Source organism: Fictibacillus nanhaiensis, from assembly GCF_036213205.1.
Taxonomy (GTDB): Bacteria; Bacillota; Bacilli; order Bacillales; family Fictibacillaceae; genus Fictibacillus; species Fictibacillus nanhaiensis_E.
Map to the genome: position 1 here is coordinate 44,389 of NZ_JARMFC010000001.1, position 16,359 is coordinate 60,747.

At 39.7% G+C, this 16,359-nt stretch carries 14 protein-coding genes and 1 riboswitch; of the genes, 1 reads left to right on the forward strand and 13 read right to left on the reverse strand.

The annotated features are described in order from the left end of the window. A complete protein-coding gene (gene sdhA, locus P4V41_RS00205; protein WP_066396656.1) occupies positions 1-1,761 on the reverse strand; it encodes a succinate dehydrogenase flavoprotein subunit in 1,761 nt (586 codons plus the stop codon). 15 nt (positions 1,762-1,776) lie between these two features. After that, on the reverse strand, positions 1,777-2,385 hold the full coding sequence (locus P4V41_RS00210) for a succinate dehydrogenase cytochrome b558 subunit (RefSeq protein ID WP_328082846.1): 609 nt from the start codon (positions 2,383-2,385) through the stop codon (positions 1,777-1,779). A gap of 304 nt (positions 2,386-2,689) precedes the next feature. Here P4V41_RS00210 and P4V41_RS00215 point away from each other — a divergent pair, with 304 nt between their 5' ends. Next, positions 2,690-3,136 (forward strand): YslB family protein, encoded by a 447-nt coding sequence (locus P4V41_RS00215; protein ID WP_328082848.1) that lies wholly within the window; start codon positions 2,690-2,692, stop codon positions 3,134-3,136. Positions 3,137-3,175: 39 nt separating this feature from the next. On the opposite strand, the gene P4V41_RS00220 is transcribed toward P4V41_RS00215, so the two are convergent. From P4V41_RS00220 to P4V41_RS00270, 11 genes are all read right to left on the reverse strand, one after another. After that, the gene (locus P4V41_RS00220) at positions 3,176-4,414 is read right to left on the reverse strand and encodes an aspartate kinase (protein WP_328082850.1); all 1,239 of its coding nucleotides are present in this window, start codon (positions 4,412-4,414) and stop codon (positions 3,176-3,178) included. A 189-nt stretch (positions 4,415-4,603) separates the two neighbouring features. After that, positions 4,604-4,792: riboswitch (Lysine riboswitch) on the reverse strand. Positions 4,793-4,857: 65 nt separating this feature from the next. Next, on the reverse strand, positions 4,858-6,609 hold the full coding sequence (gene uvrC, locus P4V41_RS00225; protein WP_328083449.1) for an excinuclease ABC subunit UvrC: 1,752 nt from the start codon (positions 6,607-6,609) through the stop codon (positions 4,858-4,860). A 216-nt stretch (positions 6,610-6,825) separates the two neighbouring features. Beyond that, on the reverse strand, positions 6,826-7,137 hold the full coding sequence (trxA, locus tag P4V41_RS00230) for a thioredoxin (RefSeq protein ID WP_137788705.1): 312 nt from the start codon (positions 7,135-7,137) through the stop codon (positions 6,826-6,828). A 114-nt stretch (positions 7,138-7,251) separates the two neighbouring features. Continuing rightward, positions 7,252-7,848 carry a histidine phosphatase family protein gene (locus P4V41_RS00235; protein WP_328082852.1) on the reverse strand — a complete coding sequence of 199 codons (597 nt, stop codon included), beginning with the start codon at positions 7,846-7,848 and terminating at the stop codon, positions 7,252-7,254. A 70-nt stretch (positions 7,849-7,918) separates the two neighbouring features. Next, positions 7,919-8,890, reverse strand: coding sequence for an electron transfer flavoprotein subunit alpha/FixB family protein (locus tag P4V41_RS00240; RefSeq protein ID WP_328082853.1), 972 nt, complete (start codon positions 8,888-8,890; stop codon positions 7,919-7,921). Positions 8,891-8,902: 12 nt separating this feature from the next. Continuing rightward, a complete protein-coding gene (locus P4V41_RS00245; RefSeq protein ID WP_197193691.1) occupies positions 8,903-9,673 on the reverse strand; it encodes an electron transfer flavoprotein subunit beta/FixA family protein in 771 nt (256 codons plus the stop codon). Between the two features lie 14 nt (positions 9,674-9,687). Next, a complete protein-coding gene (locus tag P4V41_RS00250) occupies positions 9,688-10,461 on the reverse strand; it encodes an enoyl-CoA hydratase (RefSeq protein ID WP_328082855.1) in 774 nt (257 codons plus the stop codon). A gap of 26 nt (positions 10,462-10,487) precedes the next feature. After that, positions 10,488-11,090, reverse strand: a complete 603-nt coding sequence (locus P4V41_RS00255; RefSeq protein WP_328082857.1) for a TetR/AcrR family transcriptional regulator — start codon at positions 11,088-11,090, stop codon at positions 10,488-10,490. Positions 11,091-11,295: 205 nt separating this feature from the next. Next, positions 11,296-12,987, reverse strand: coding sequence for a long-chain-fatty-acid--CoA ligase (locus tag P4V41_RS00260; RefSeq protein ID WP_328082860.1), 1,692 nt, complete (start codon positions 12,985-12,987; stop codon positions 11,296-11,298). Positions 12,988-13,552: 565 nt separating this feature from the next. After that, positions 13,553-13,957 carry a DUF350 domain-containing protein gene (locus P4V41_RS00265; RefSeq protein ID WP_144698713.1) on the reverse strand — a complete coding sequence of 135 codons (405 nt, stop codon included), beginning with the start codon at positions 13,955-13,957 and terminating at the stop codon, positions 13,553-13,555. A 43-nt stretch (positions 13,958-14,000) separates the two neighbouring features. Then, positions 14,001-16,358 carry an endonuclease MutS2 gene (locus tag P4V41_RS00270; protein ID WP_328082863.1) on the reverse strand — a complete coding sequence of 786 codons (2,358 nt, stop codon included), beginning with the start codon at positions 16,356-16,358 and terminating at the stop codon, positions 14,001-14,003. Position 16,359 lies beyond the last annotated feature (1 nt).

Sequence of the window (16,359 nt, forward strand, 5' to 3'; positions counted from 1 at the left end):
TTACACCCCTGCCTTCTTCTTAGAATAATCACGTTTACGTGGCTGGATAAGCGAAACATCTACTTCTTCATACTCGAATTCTGGTCCGTTCGTTGTTGGATTGAATTTCGCTTTTGTTGTTTTTAACCATTGCTCATCATTACGTTCAGGGAAATCTGGTTTGTAATGTGCTCCACGGCTTTCATCACGATTAAGTGCACCTAGCGTAATAACACGAGCCAGTTGAAGCATGTGCCAAAGCTGACGAGTAAATGAAGCACCTTGATTGCTCCACTTGGAAGTATCATTAATATTGATGTTTTTGTAACGCTGCATCAATTCTTGAATCTTTTCATCCGTTTGTTTTAACTTATCGTTGTATCTTACAACCGTTACGTTGTCTGTCATCCATTCTCCAAGTTCTTTATGGATCACATAAGCATTTTCAGTTCCATCCATGGAAAGAATGTTGTTGTATACTTCTTGGTCTTTTTTCACTTGGTTATCAAATACAGTAGAAGGTACATCCTCAACTGTTTTTTCTAATCCCCTAATATATCTAACTGCTGACGGGCCGGCTTCCATACCACCAAAAATAGCTGAAAGCAGCGAGTTCGCTCCTAATCTATTAGCACCATGATATTGATATTCACACTCACCAGCTGCAAAGAGACCAGGAATGTTCGTCATCTGATCATAATCAACCCACATTCCACCCATAGAATAGTGAACAGCAGGGAAGATTTTCATCGGAACTTTACGAGGATCATCACCCATGAACTTCTCATAGATCTCAATGATTCCACCAAGCTTGATATCAAGTTCTTTAGGATCTTTATGTGAAAGGTCAAGGTATACCATGTTCTCACCATTGATTCCAAGCTTCAGATCAACACACACGTGGAAGATCTCACGTGTAGCGATGTCACGAGGAACAAGGTTACCGTATGCTGGATATTTCTCTTCTAGGAAGTACCAAGGCTTTCCGTCTTTGTATGTCCAAACACGTCCACCTTCACCACGCGCTGATTCACTCATCAAACGAAGCTTGTCATCACCAGGGATGGCAGTAGGGTGAATCTGAATGAACTCACCGTTCGCATAATAAACACCTTGCTGATAAAGAGCTGATGCTGCTCCACCAGTGTTAATTACAGAGTTAGTAGATTTACCAAAGATAATACCAGGTCCGCCTGTAGCCATAATTACAGCATCAGCAGGAAAGCTGACAATCTCCATTGTCTTCAAGTTCTGTGCAGTGATTCCGCGACACTGACCTTCGTCATCAATTATGGCAGATAAGAACTCCCAACCTTCATACTTTGTAACAAGTCCTGCAACTTCATGACGACGAACTTGCTCATCCAGAGCGTAAAGAAGCTGCTGACCTGTTGTAGCACCGGCAAACGCAGTACGGTGATGCTGAGTTCCTCCAAAGCGTCGGAAATCAAGCAGACCTTCTGGAGTTCTGTTAAACATTACACCCATACGGTCCATTAAATGAATAATTCCTGGAGCCGCGTCACACATTGCTTTTACAGGAGGTTGGTTAGCTAAGAAGTCTCCACCGTAAACAGAGTCATCAAAATGCTCCCACGGTGAATCTCCTTCACCCTTTGTATTTACAGCACCGTTTATGCCACCTTGAGCACAAACAGAATGCGAACGTTTTACTGGAACAACTGAAAAGAGGTCAACATTCACACCAGCTTCAGCTGCTTTAATCGTAGCCATTAAACCGGCGAGACCTCCGCCAACAACAATTATTTTCTGATTACTCAATTTGTCTCACCCCTTTTAAATGAATGCAAAGATTGTTCTTACGCTAACAATAGCAAGTGCAACAAATACACCCATTGTTACGTATGTTGAAATTTTCTGTGAACGAGGCGAAACTGTAAGGCCCCAGCTGACAAAGAACGACCATAATCCGTTAGAAAAATGGAATACTGCTGATAAAACACCAACAAGATAGAAGACAACCATGAACGGAGAGCTTAAGATGTCTGCCATCATATCAAAGTTTACTTCTTGTCCCAACGCAGCCTGTACACGTGTTTCCCATACATGCCAAGCGATAAAAACTAGTGTGATAACGCCTGTTACACGCTGAACGAGGAACATCATATTGCGGTAATAACCATAGCGGGTAACGTTGTTTTTTGCTTGGAACGTAATGTAAAGTCCATAAACGGCATGAAACAAAATTGGTAAGTAGATGACAAACGTTTCTAGGAAAATACGAAATGGTAAACTTTCCATAAAATGCGCCGCTTTGTTAAATGCTTCAGCATCCCTCGTTGCAAAATGGTTTACAACTAAATGCTGAACGAGAAAAATCCCGATCGGAATTACTCCTAATAATGAATGAATCCTTCTGTTAATAAAATCTCTACTGCCAGCCATTCTCTTGCCCCCTTCAAATTTAGCCTCTCTCTGGCTGCTAATCTTAGTCCCTCTCCACATGTAAGCGTTTTAAGTTTCCTCTTTTAGAGGATGAGTGTTAAACAATTAGCTTAATTAACTAGCAACATGTCCATTTTACTCCCATCGTTTGACACCGTCAAGAAAACGCTAACAACTAAATACGTAAATTTTCTAGATACATCAACGCTTTTGGACGGTTAATATTTTCGACAAATACCGATAGTTGCTATAGAGTTTAAACCGCTTTCCCGTTATAATAAAAATTAGAAAGAAGGGATGCAGAATGTTTAAACAAAAGACAAAGGAAGAAAACACCCCTGTAGAACAGCTTTCTGTTTCAGCTTTTGGCTATGAGATCCTTCGAAGCGATCTGTTACCTGAACTTCTTGGCAAACAAGAACGAAATATTCTCTATTGGGCAGGAAGACACTTAGCTAGAAAATATCCTTTACATACGATGGAAGAAGTTCACGCTTTTTTTGTTGAAGCAGGCTGGGGCACTCTTGAAATGATCGAAGCTTCGAAAACAGAGATGAATTTCTCTTTAAACTCTCAACTGATTATGCAGCGAATGGAAAACTTCAATCATCAAACGTTCAGCCTAGAAGCAGGCTTCCTTGCTGAACAAGTTCAGCTGCAAAAAAAATGCACAACAGAAGCTTTAGAATCTACAAAACGAAACAAAGTTTTTATTACTGTTCAATGGGACAAAAAAGATACGATTGAATAACAAAAGCCGGCAGATTGCCGGCTTTTTCAATGTCTGGTCTTACGTGTTCTGAACTGGGACCCGAGCATCTAACTCAAATACATCATGCAGCGTTTCAATCGACTTAATCATATCTTCTTGTTTTACAACGGTAGATACTTTAATCTCAGAAGTGCTCACCATCTTTATCATAATCTCCTCGTCTGAAAGAGCTTTAAACATTTTAGCAGCTACGCCAGGATTAGAGATCATGCCTGAACCAACGATTGACACCTTTGCCAGACCTTGTTCATAACTGATCGACTCAAATCCTAATTTTTCTTGATGTGCGGCAAGCACTTCTTGTGTAGCAGACAATGAATTTGATTCAATTGAGAACGAAATATTCGTTTTTTCTTCATTTAATACATTTTGAATAATGATATCTACATTGATGCCGTTCGAAGCTAAAATAGTGAATAGTTCGGATAATGCGTGCATTTCATTAGGTACTGATGAGACTGTAATTTTTGTTATGTTTCCTTCAAACGCAAGACCTCTAACCATTAAATTTTGTTCCATAGACACTTCCTCCTCTACTAATGTTCCACGCTCTTCACTCATGCTTGACCGTACTTCTAATGTGATATTATAGTTTTTCGCAAATTCAACCGCTCGCGGATGTAAAACACCTGCACCAAGGTTCGCCATCTCTAACATCTCATCATAAGAGATCGAAGGTAGTTTCCTAGCTGAATTCACTACACGGGGATCAGTCGTATATACACCTGTCACATCTGTATAGATGTCACATCGATCTGCTTTTAAAGCTGCCGCTAGAGCAACGGCTGTTGTGTCTGACCCACCTCTGCCAAGAGTGGCAATATCCTTGGTTTCAGGAATAAGGCCTTGAAAGCCAGCAACAACCACGATGTGGCCATCGTTTAACAACGAAGAGATACGCTTTGAATCGATGTCTAGTATTCTTGCATTCGAAAAGGTATCTTCTGTTTGAATGCCCGCTTGCCATCCTGTTAATGATTGAGCTTTATATCCTTCTTGATGCAGAGCCATCGTCAATAGGGCAATCGTAATCTGTTCTCCCGTTGTAAGAAGCATATCCATTTCCCGTTTAGAAGGGTTCTGACTAATATCTGTAGCAAGCTTTACAAGTTCATCCGTTGTTTTCCCCATGGCTGAAACCACAACCACGACTTCATTTCCTGCATCTACTTCATGGATGATTCGTTTTGCAGCATTCTGTATTCGCTCAACTGAGCCAACACTAGTTCCACCAAATTTTTGAACGATTCTCCCCATATACTCCAATCCCTTCTTGTTGTAAGATTCTATCTCTTTTATTAGAAGATTTTATTGACGTTAAACTGACCGCGTCTACCTAGTTTGCACGTATACTTTCAGACTTCTTTTTTGAAAGTAAATACAAAAAAGCAACAATAAGGAAAAACCCTATTGTTGCTCTAAGTAGCAAGCCAAGTTTGTTCCCCCTCGTGAGATAGTCCTCCACACAAACCCTGGGGGGACTTGTGTGACAGCTCTGTATTTCTTCAATACAGGTCCAGCATAAAAGGCTAGAAGTCCTTTTACACTTCGGCAAGAATCCCCTTTCCACCACCATCACTAGAGCTTCTTCTCTTCAGATGGGTTACTATTGGTTCTTGCTCCTCTACCATCACTTCATACGAAGCATGGCATATTTATAAAGTTGGATTTATTTTAACAAAGTTACTCTTTGGCTGCAACTACTCATTTGATAAAAATGCTTTTTCAATAAGTTCCGCTACTGGTTTAGGTACTCCTGCAGCTTGAATCTCATCAACAGAAGCTTCTTTTAACTTCTTTAATGATCCAAAGTGTCGAAGAAGCATTTTCTTTCGTTTATCTCCGATTCCAGCGATGCTGTCTAAAGTTGATTCGAACATGCTTTTAGAGCGAACCTTTCGATGGAAGGAAATCGCAAACCTGTGAACTTCTTCTTGAATTCTTTGCAGAAGGTAGAACTCCTGACTGTTTCTAGGCAAATGTATCATCTCAGGAGGATCTCCTATCCAAAGCTGTGAGGTTCTATGCTTTTCATCTTTCGATAGACCTGCTACAGGTATAAATAAGTTAAGCTCGTTTTCTAACACATCTTGAGCAGCTGATATCTGCCCTTTTCCGCCATCGATTAGAATCAGACTAGGAAGCTCCCCTTCTTCTCTTAACACTCTTGTATATCTGCGGCGAACAACTTCTTTCATAGAAGCATAATCATCTGGCCCTTCCACAGATTTAATCTTGTATTTCCGGTAATCCTTTTTGTATGGTTTTCCATCAACAAAAACAACCATAGCAGAAACAGGATCTGTTCCATGAATATTTGAATTATCAAACGCTTCAATCCGATAAGGTGCGGCAATCCCAATCCTCTCGCCAAGGTTCTCAACGGCTTTAACCGTTCTCGCCTCATCTTGCTCGATCAGGGCAAATTTCTCGTGAAGAGCTAAAGACGCGTTTTTAGTTGCTAATTCCACAAGCTCTTTCTTTTGTCCTTTTTTCGGTTGCAATACTTTCACTTGAAGAAGCTCCGATACAAGATTAGCATCCACTTCTTGAGGAAGCAGAATCTCTTTAGGAAGAAGGTGATTTTTTTGCAGATAGAACTGACCGATAAAGGTAAGCAGGTCTTCGTTCGCTTCTCCATAAAATGGAAAAACGGAAATATCTCTAGCGATCACTTTTCCTTGCCTGATAAAAAAGACTTGTACACACATCCAGCCTTTATCGAAATGATAACCAAAAACGTCTCGATCGACTAAGTCTGCTGTCATCATCTTTTGTTTTTCCATAACAGCTTCAATATGCTGAATCTGATCTCGAAGTTCTTTTGCGCGTTCAAAGTTCAACGCTTCGGAGGCTTCTAGCATCTTTTCTGATAACTCATTTTTAACGTCCTGATAACCGCCGTTCAAAAATTTTACGATACCGTCTACCATTTTCTTGTTTTCTTGTTCGGTCACATCATATACACAAGGACCTAAACATTGACCGATATGATAATACAAACACACCCGTTTAGGCATCGTGTCACATTTACGAAGTGGAAAAATACGGTCTAATAGCTTTTTCGTTTCTTGTGCCGCATAAGCATTCACAAACGGACCAAAATATTTTCCGCCATCTTTTTTTATCTTCCGAATATATAGAAGCCTTGGCTGTTTTTCAGCAGTAATTTTTAAGTATGGATAACTCTTATCATCTTTAAGCATAACGTTATAACGAGGGTCATGCTTTTTTATTAAATTCATCTCTAGGACTAAGGCTTCCATCTCAGTAGAAGTTACGATGTATTCAAAATCTCTAATCTCACTAACAAGTCTCTGTGTTTTGCCATCATGTGTCCCAGAAAAATAAGATTTCACACGATTCTTTAACACTTTTGCTTTCCCAACATAAATAACTTTCCCGAACTCATTCTTCATTAGATAACAGCCCGGTTGGTCTGGAAGTAACATTAGTTTTTGTTTTACAGAAATAGAGGTCAATTTCTTCCCCCCCTTCACTCATAGCAGTCTTTTCTACTATCATATCATGTATCAACGTTTTCATAATACTATCATGATTTCAATACCACATATTTTCATTTATCGACAATATTTCCTAGAAAATATTGAATAGCTTGTAAAAAAGTCATAAAAAAAAGCCCGAGCAACGGGCTTTTCCTCCAAAGCTTATTTATGTTTGTTTAATAGCTCAACTAAAGCTTCTTTCGGTTGGAAACCGACAACTTGATCTACCACTTGACCGTCTTTGAATACAAGTAGAGTTGGAATACTCATAACACCGAATTTACCCGCTGTTTCTTGGTTTTCATCAACATCAAGCTTAACTACTTTTACTTCTTCCATTTCTTGATCTACTTCTTCAAGTACAGGAGCGATCATTTTACAAGGTCCGCACCATGGTGCCCAAAAGTCAGCAAGCACTAAACCTTCGTTCGTTTCTGTATTAAATGTTTGATCTGATGCATTAACAATAGCCATTTATTTGGCCCTCCTTTTAAATAACAAAGTGTAAACAAAGTATATCTCACAAATGTTACAGTTGCTAATAGTTTGCTCAACTTTATGGTACCCAAGTTTTTTATTCGACAAACGTTAGATAGTAGCACTCTTTTCTAGATGTCGTTGGCAATTGAATAATTCACAAGTCCAATCGTTCTCTGCTTTAAGGTTAAAAATCGAAAAAGACGTATTGTTAAGTCCGTACCAGCGGTCAGTATCATCTTGAAGAAGGTCTTTGAAAATCCTTACAAGCAATGCTCCATGAGTGATGATAAGAACCTTCTCGTCTTTATGCTTTTGAATAATATCTTTTAACGCTGCTTTCCATCTAAGATCAGCATCTTCATTTGTTTCTCTGCCTAAATCAAGTTCCATCCAATTTTCTCCCCAACGTTCTAATCGTTCGCTTTCTGTGGTCCCTTCAGTTTCACCGAACGAGATCTCTCGAAGCCTTGCATCAGCTATAACGTTCAACCCTGTTGTTCCACTAATAGCCTCGGCTGTTTTAAACGCTCTAAGGAGTGGACTGGCATAAATAGCATCCCAATTCTCATCCACAAATCTTTTTGCTAAACGTTCTGCTTGATACTTTCCGTTGTCGTTAAGCGGGATATCCTTACAGCCTTGAGCTCTTTTTTCAATGTTCCAATCCGTTTCACCGTGACGAATAAATGCAATTGTAGTCATCATAAACCTTCCTCGCTCTAAAAATTGAAAAAAACGTCCAGAAAAACGGACGTTTTCATTCATTTACATTCTATTATACTAATACTTTTTTAAACTCTTCCGTTAATAATGGAACAACTTCAAACAGGTCACCAACGATTCCGTAGTCTGCTACTGAGAAGATGCTAGCTTCAGGATCCTTGTTAATCGCAACGATTACTTTAGAGTTAGACATCCCAGCTAGATGCTGAATGGCTCCAGAGATTCCACAAGCAATGTACAGATCAGGTGTTACAACTTTACCCGTTTGGCCGATCTGCAATGAATAATCACAATAATCGGCATCACAAGCACCACGAGAAGCTCCTACAGCTGCACCAAGTACATCTGCAAGTTCTTGAAGAGGTTTGAAGCCATCTTCGGATTTCACACCTCGACCACCGGCAACAATGATTTTAGCTTCTGCTAAATCTACGCCTGTAGACGCTTTGCGAACTACTTCTTTAACAATCGTTCTTAAGTCTTTGATGTCAACAGATACAGATGTAACATCACCGGAACGAGATTCATCTTTCTCTAATGGTGCAATATTATTCGGACGAATCGTAACGAATACAAGACCATCAGAGATTAGTTTCTTTTCAAAGGCTTTTCCTGAATAAACTGGACGAGTAAACACAGTGTTTTCACCAGCTTGTTCAAGTCCTGTAACATCTGAGATCAGACCAGACTCGAGACGAGCTGCTAGTCGTGGCGAAAGATCTTTTCCTAAAGATGTATGTCCAAACACGATAGCTTCAGGGCTTTCATCATCAATGATCTGCTTTAATGTTTGGAAATAACCATCTGGTGTGTAGTTTGCTAGTTTTTCATTTTCTGCTGTGAGTACTCGATCAGCTCCATAGTGAATTAACTCAGTGGCTAACGACTGAACAGAGTCACCGCATAATACTGCGAACACTTCTCCGCCGCTAGAAATTTCTTTTGCTGCTGCAATTGCTTCAAATGAAACATTACGTAACGCACCGTCACGGGATTCTGCAAGTACTAAAACTTTTTTTGCCATGATGACTCCTCCTTATATTACCTTCGCTTCATTTCTTAACAGAGATACAAGTTCTTTTACTTGGTCTGGAGTTTCACCTGATAGGATTTTTCCAGCTTCCTTTTTTGGTGGAAGGTATACTTCTACTGTTTTTGTTTTCGCTTCTACGTCATCTTCATCAATATCAAGATCATCTAACTCCAACGTTTCAAGAGGCTTTTTCTTTGCTTTCATGATCCCTGGTAACGAAGGATAACGAGGCTCATTCAATCCTTGTTGTGCAGTCACCAATAATGGAAGCGATGTTTCAATCTTCTCAAGATCTCCTTCAACATCACGTTCGATGTTTACAGTTGTTCCGTTCACTTCAATCTTTGTGATGGTTGTTACATGCGGAATATCTAGTAATTCTGCTAGACGTGGTCCCACTTGACCAGTACCGTTATCAATCGCAACGTTTCCACCTAGGATGATGTCATATTCTTTATCTTTAAAGTAAGCTGCTAAAACTGACGAAGTTGTGAATTGATCTTGGCTGTCCAGATCTTCGTTCGAAATTAGAACCGCTTGGTCCGCTCCCATAGCTAGTGCTGTACGAAGCTCTTTTTCAGAATCTTCGTCTCCAACCGTTACAACCGTAACAGTACCACCATGAGCATCTTTTAACGTGATCGCTTCTTCAATCGCATATTCGTCATATGGATTAATAATGAATTCTGCACTGTCTTCAGAAATCTTATTGTTTGAAACAGAAATTTTTTCCTCTGTATCAAAAGTACGTTTTAAAATTACATAAATGTTCATGGTTACCCTCCTAGTTATCGGTCCTGAAATTCAGGCTTTCTTTTTTCAATAAATGCTGAGATTCCTTCTTGCCCGTCAAAACTTTTGAAAGCTTTTCCAAATAGTTCTTGTTCTTTCTCTGCACCTTTTTCATAGAGTCCATGTCTCGCATAATGCAATAACTCTAAAGTGTACTTAATGGAGACAGCACTCTTCATAGTAAACTCTTCAGCCATTTTGTAAGCCTTTTCAAAAAGTTCTTCTGTTGGATAAGAGCTGTTTGCTAAACCAAAGGTGACAGCATCTTTTCCTGAGATCGGCTTACTGGAAAGGAGCATCTCGCAAGCTTTCGGTACACCTACAAGCTGTGGCAGTCTTTGAGTTCCTGCAAATCCCGGAACTAGCCCTAGTGTGAGCTCCGGAAGACCAAGTTTCGCATCTTCTGCTACAAGTCTTATGTGGCAGCTCATCGCAAGTTCTAGTCCTCCACCGAGCGCAGCTCCATGAATCGCAGCGATTACCGGTTTTGAGAACTGTTCAATTCGGTTAAAGACATCTTGTCCTTTTTTCCCAAGCTCTGCAAATCCTTTCTCATCAGGAACTTCTGTAAACTCTTTAATGTCAGCTCCTGCAGAAAAGAATCGTCCTTCTCCTAAAATTACAACCGCTTTAACAGAGTTATCATTTTCGATCTGATCTAAAGCTATATCGATTTCTTCAATAACTCCAGTTGATAGTGCATTAGCTGGCGCACGATTAAGTTTGATCGTTGCCACTTTATTTTGTTTTTCGATTTGTAAGAATTCCAATTTTGCATTCCCTCCTTTTTTGAAAATCAATCTTCTAGATCTACAGACCGTACAGACAGACCGTTTACAAGCATCTGATGGACTGGACCAGCAAGAGCAGGTAGATCATAACGATGATCGTTCATTACCCAGTTTGTTGCTGTTTCGTCAATTGTTCCAAAGATCATCTGACGAGCCAATCTGTAATCCATGTTTTTAACAAAAACTCCTTCATGCATACCATCCTTTAAGATAGAGTCGATTAAATCTAAGTATCTCTTTAATACCTCACCGATCTTAGCACGAAGTTGCCTGTTTGTCTGTCTTAACTCTAGCTGAGTTACGATTGATAGTTCAAAATCAGCAGTCAGTTGCTTAAAGTGCATCTCAACAAGAATTCTAAGCTTCTCAATCGCTGAATCGTTACTTTTTAGCTCGTTTTCTGTTTTTTCGATAAAGGTCCCCATTTTCTCATTAAAAACAGAAACAAGCAGATCTTCTTTATTTTTAAAATATAGATAGATGGTGCCGTCAGCGACACCTGCTTCTTTCGCTATCTTTGAAACCTGGGATTGATGGTAGCCATGTTCTGCTATCACATTTACAGCCGCATCAATTATTTTTTCGTATTTTGGACCTTTACGTTTCATTTCTATCGCCTCTTTTTGTATAACACAATCACCGTTTCAAAAATGAATGATTGTTCATTCATAATTGTAAAACAAATCTTTCTTTTCTGTCAATTTCATTATGTCATTTTTTCTATACATTTTACAAGTTTAACTTGAAGTTAACGTTTTTCATTTTTTCGTCGAGTGATATTCTTACATAGAAAAAGCCGCCAGGTGGCAGCTTTCACGAGCTTTGCTTTGCTTTTTCTCGTTCTTCTTCCAAAAGAACTCTTCTTAAGATCTTACCTACCATCGTCTTTGGCAGCTCTTGTCTAAACTCATAGAGCCTAGGCACTTTAAAGGATGCAAGGTGTTCTCGACAGAATTTATTTAACTCTTCTTCCGTACATTCTGCTCCTTCCTTTAGCACAACAAAAGCTTTAACCGTTTCTCCTCTGTATGCATCAGGCACACCAACTACTACAGCTTCTTTTACTTTTTCGTGTTCATATAAAACTTCTTCTACTTCACGAGGATAAATATTAAATCCTCCAGCGATAATCAAGTCTTTCTTGCGATCTACAATGTAAAAGTAACCTTTTTCATCCATATAACCCATATCTCCAGTAATGAGCCAATCCTCTCTAAAAACAGATGCGGTTTCTTCAGGTTGGTTCCAATACCCTTTCATTACTTGAGGTCCTCTTACAGCTAACTCTCCGATCTCACCTGGCTCTGCCCATTCACCGGTCTCTGCTGAGATGATTGCTGCTTCAGTGTTCGGCCAAGGTAACCCTATACTCCCTCTTACCTGATTGCCATAAATGAGGTTCGCATGTGTAACAGGAGAAGCCTCTGTAAGTCCATACCCTTCTACTAATGAGCCTGAAATGACCGCCTGGAATTTTTGTTGGACTTCAAGCGGTAGGGCAGCCGATCCGCTTATACATGCTTGAATGGATGAAAGATCGTATTTTTTTAGATCGGGATGATTCAGAAGTGCGATATACATAGTCGGAGCGCCTGGAAATAGCGTTGGTCGTTCCTTATGAATCGTCTTCAATACTTGCGCTGGATCAAACCGCGGCAGTATAATCATCTCTGCTCTCGTTATGATGCCAAGGTTCATCACACACGTCATACCATATACATGGAAGAAAGGCAGAGCACCGAGGATCTTTTCTTTTCCCTCCCTGTTTTTATACATCCATGTATTGCACTGCAACGCATTCGTGACTAGGTTTTTGTGAGTCAGCATCACACCTTTTGCTGGCCCAGTTGTACCTCCAGTGTATTGCAGCAACGCAAGATCCTCATCAGGATCAACCTCTACTTGAGGCTTCACTGGTTGAGAGCGTTTAAGCAGATCTCGAAACGAATGAACTTCATGATTGTACGTAATATCAACAACTACTGTTGGATTCTGCCTCTTTTGAATAAATGGATAGATCAAATTCTTAGGAAAAGGCAGATAATCTTTCACAGACGTCATGATTATGTGTTCAATGTTCGTATCACCGCGAACGGCTGAAATTCTTCCAAACAAAAGATCTAATCCTACAATGACTTTTGCCCCGCTGTCTGATAACTGATGGCGTAACTCTCTCTCCGTGTAAAGTGGATTCGTCTGCACAACAATTCCACCTACAAAAAGCGTGCCATAATAGGCGATGACTGCCTGTGGGCAGTTGGGCAGCATGATGGCAACACGATCACCTTTTTTTACACCTAGCGTTGTTAGAGCATGTGCAAAGCGTAAACTGCATTCATGAAGCTCGCCGAATGTTAATGTCTTTCCTAAAAAGTGTACAGCAGTTTTATCTGTTTTTTCTTCTGCTGCGGATTCTAAATACGCGAATAAAGGTTTGCTGTCGTAATCAAGATGTCCCGGAATCTCACTAGGGTAACTGTTGAGCCACCGTCTTTCCACTTGCATCTCCTCCTTTAATTCACGCCTTCCTTCAAAATTTCTATATCTTTATTCCTATTATATTGAAAACGTATACAATTTTATATACTTTTTTAAAAATTATAAATAATTCAATAATACGGTTCTAAAAACTGTTTTTGAGCATAAGAAAACTTAAAAGCTGTTTATTCAGATTCAATGATGCTCTTTGTAGTAGTTGATTTCCGCTCCAGGTTGCTCGCTTTCCGCGGGGCAATCGGTGAGCCCCTTGCCGCTTCGCGCCGTTAAGGGTCTCACCTGACCGCTTGTCCCGCAGGAGTCGGCAACCTTACGCTACAATCAACTAGCACAGAAGAGAAATAGAAATAACAAAAACAACATTCATTTTTAAGTAATACTAAGTAAAACAATCATTAAAGATTAATAACAATTACAGAACAGTCTTAAGGAAAACAAAAAACCAGTTCTCCGAATCGAGAACTGGTTTTGAAACTTAAGCAAAGAAAAATAAGTAGATAAGTCCTGCAGCGATGAATACTCCGCTTAATACAAACAACACTTTAAATAATGTTTCCATATCTTTTCCCTTCAGCTATTCGATTCCTTCACCGATTACAAATGATAAACCAATTGAGATGATCATCGATATGAAACCAACTGCTCGGTTATCGTTCTCGATCTCTTTATCGATCTGAAACTTTGGGGTTAAGAATTCGAAGATAAAATAACCGATCAAAAGCAGGATGAATCCATAGGCACTCCACGTTATCATCATTAGTATAGAATCATTTTGAGCGATCGAGTAACGAAAGATGTTCGCGATACCGAAAATCTTGCCCCCAGTTGCCATAGCAACAGAAAAGTTTCCTTTCTTGATCTCGACCCAGTTTTTATAACGCGTAACCAGTTCAAACACAGCCAAAAAAACGACTAAACATAGCACGACAACGCTATAGTTAGCTGCTGTTTTAATAAAAGCGTTACTCATAAAATCCATTCAACAATACCCCTTTGTAAACGGCTTGGTTTAATTCACTATACTATTTCAATACAGCGACTGTTACTCCGCCTCCGCCTTCACCAGCTGCACCCATACGAGTGGATTTAACATTTCGATGCGTTTTCAACAGCTCTTGAACACCTTTTCTAAGTGCACCTGTCCCTTTACCATGGATGATATACACTTGGTTAAAACCAGCTAGAAGTGCTTCATCCAGATATCGATCCACTTCTAACATAGCATCTTCATACCTTTTTCCTCTTAGGTCAAGTTCTGGGCGAGAAGAATCGGAGTTTCCTGATACTTTTACGAATGAACGCGGTTCAGGTTTCGGTTTACTTTGTTTTACCCACTCTAAATCTTTTTCAGACACATTCATCTTTAAAATCCCTATTTGAACTTGATATTCATTGTTGCTTACTTTTTCAACAATATGTCCTTTTTGACCTACTGTAAGTACTCGTACCTCGTCACCTGGAACATACTCTTCCTTTGTAGATACTGCTTTTAGCTTCTTGTTTTTGGCTTTTGATTTCGGAACAGCCTCTTCTAATCTCTTTTTCGCTTCGATCAGTTTATGTTCTTTAATCTGTCCTCCAGATTTTTGAAGTTCACGAATCTCAGTAATGATCTCTTCTGCTGTTTCACGTGCTTTTTCAATCGCTTGTTCCGCTTCCTGCTTCGCTTTTTCATACAATCGATCTTTTTCATTCTGAAACAGTTCGAGTTCTCTTTCTAGATCACCCTTAATAGACTCTGCTTCTTTTCTTCTGTTCTCTGCTTCTTCCATCTCTTTTTCTGCTTTTATACGATTATCTTCTAAAGACTTTATCATATTATCAATCTTATTCTCATCTTCACTGATCTGAGAACGAGCTGAATCAATAATATCTTGACGGAGCCCAAGCCTTTTAGAGATCTCAAACGCGTTACTTCTGCCTGGCACTCCCACTAATAATCGATATGTAGGTCTTAACGTCTGCACATCAAATTCTACAGAAGCGTTCATAACACCAGGTCGGTTGTATGCATATGCTTTTAACTCACTATAATGGGTTGTAGCTACGACACGTGCTCCACGCGCAAAAACGAAGTCTAGAATCGAAATAGCTAGGGCTGCACCTTCTTGAGGATCTGTCCCTGCTCCAAGTTCATCAAAGAGAACGAGTGATTCGAAGTCAATCTTGTTTAAGATGTCTACGATGTTAACCATATGTGAAGAGAATGTACTCAATGATTGTTCTATAGACTGTTCATCACCAATGTCAGCATAGATATTCTTAAAGACAGCCATTTCTGACTCTTCTCCAGCAGGTATCTGCAGGCCACATTGTGCCATAAGAGTAAGCAGTCCGATCGTTTTTAGGGTAACCGTTTTACCACCTGTATTCGGACCTGTTATAACGAGTGATTGATACTCTCCACCTAGCATCACACTTGTTGGAACAACCGTTTCTTGATCGAGTAATGGATGTCTGCCGCTATTCAGTGATATAAATCCTTTGTCATTCATAATCGGACGCGTACATTTTAGCTCATTGGCGAATCTAGCTTTTGCTAGAATAAAATCCATCTCTGCTAAAATATCTACGTTCAACAAAATATCATCAGCATGTTCTGCGACTTCAGCAGTTAATTCTCTTAAAATCTTTTCTACTTCGCGCGCTTCTTTTGCTTTAGCTTCTTTCACTTGATTGTTAACCGTCATAACTGATTGAGGTTCAATAAACAAAGTCGCTCCACTCGCTGATTGATCATGAACCATTCCACCAAAATTACCTCTGTATTCTTGTTTAACGGGAATAACGAATCGGTCGTTACGAATTGTTATGATGGAGTCAGATAACATTTTTTGATAGCTGGATGATCTGACGATTGATTCCAGCTTTTCTCTTACGCGCGTCTCAAACGTACGCAACTGCTGGCGAATCGCACGAAGTTCAGGACTAGCGCTATCCATCATATGTCCGTTGTCATCGATACAGCTTTTGATTTCCTGTTCTAGCTCATGTAGAGGAATGATGTTTTCCGCTGCATTCTTTAAAATACGAAGTTCTATACCATCCTCTACCAAGCCCTCGATAAATCGCTTAAAGCGTCTACCACCATAAAGAGTAGAAGCGATATCCATCAAATCTTCTTCATTTAGAAGACTGCCAATCTTTGAGCGTTTAACATTTGATGAAACATCAAAGATTCCGCCGAATGGAACTTGTCCTTTTAATCGGAGAACTTTTACCCCTTCATCTGTAGCATCTTGAGCTTCGTTTACTTCTTCTAGGGCTGTAAACGGCATTAGAGAATCTATTTTATTTAGTCCAAGTGAGCAGCTTGCATGCTTTTTTAGACGGTCTATCACTTTTCTTAGTTCTAAAACACGCAGCATTTTTTCTTGCATA

Bases quoted from the DNA above. Each gene is read 5' to 3' on its own strand.
- P4V41_RS00245 (WP_197193691.1), bottom strand. From the start codon at position 9,673: ATGAACATTTATGTAATTTTAAAACGTACTTTTGATACAGAGGAAAAA.
- P4V41_RS00220 (WP_328082850.1), bottom strand. From the start codon at position 4,414: ATGGGGAGAATCGTTCAAAAATTTGGTGGAACTAGTGTTGGCTCAGTT.
- P4V41_RS00265 (WP_144698713.1), bottom strand. From the start codon at position 13,957: ATGGATTTTATGAGTAACGCTTTTATTAAAACAGCAGCTAACTATAGC.
- P4V41_RS00210 (WP_328082846.1), bottom strand. From the start codon at position 2,385: ATGGCTGGCAGTAGAGATTTTATTAACAGAAGGATTCATTCATTATTA.
- P4V41_RS00260 (WP_328082860.1), bottom strand. From the start codon at position 12,987: ATGCAAGTGGAAAGACGGTGGCTCAACAGTTACCCTAGTGAGATTCCG.
- P4V41_RS00270 (WP_328082863.1), bottom strand. From the start codon at position 16,358: ATGCAAGAAAAAATGCTGCGTGTTTTAGAACTAAGAAAAGTGATAGAC.
- uvrC (WP_328083449.1), bottom strand. From the start codon at position 6,609: ATGTTACTTCCAGACCAACCGGGCTGTTATCTAATGAAGAATGAGTTC.
- P4V41_RS00255 (WP_328082857.1), bottom strand. From the start codon at position 11,090: ATGAAACGTAAAGGTCCAAAATACGAAAAAATAATTGATGCGGCTGTA.
- P4V41_RS00235 (WP_328082852.1), bottom strand. From the start codon at position 7,848: ATGATGACTACAATTGCATTTATTCGTCACGGTGAAACGGATTGGAAC.
- P4V41_RS00240 (WP_328082853.1), bottom strand. From the start codon at position 8,890: ATGGCAAAAAAAGTTTTAGTACTTGCAGAATCCCGTGACGGTGCGTTA.
- trxA (WP_137788705.1), bottom strand. From the start codon at position 7,137: ATGGCTATTGTTAATGCATCAGATCAAACATTTAATACAGAAACGAAC.
- P4V41_RS00215 (WP_328082848.1), top strand. From the start codon at position 2,690: ATGTTTAAACAAAAGACAAAGGAAGAAAACACCCCTGTAGAACAGCTT.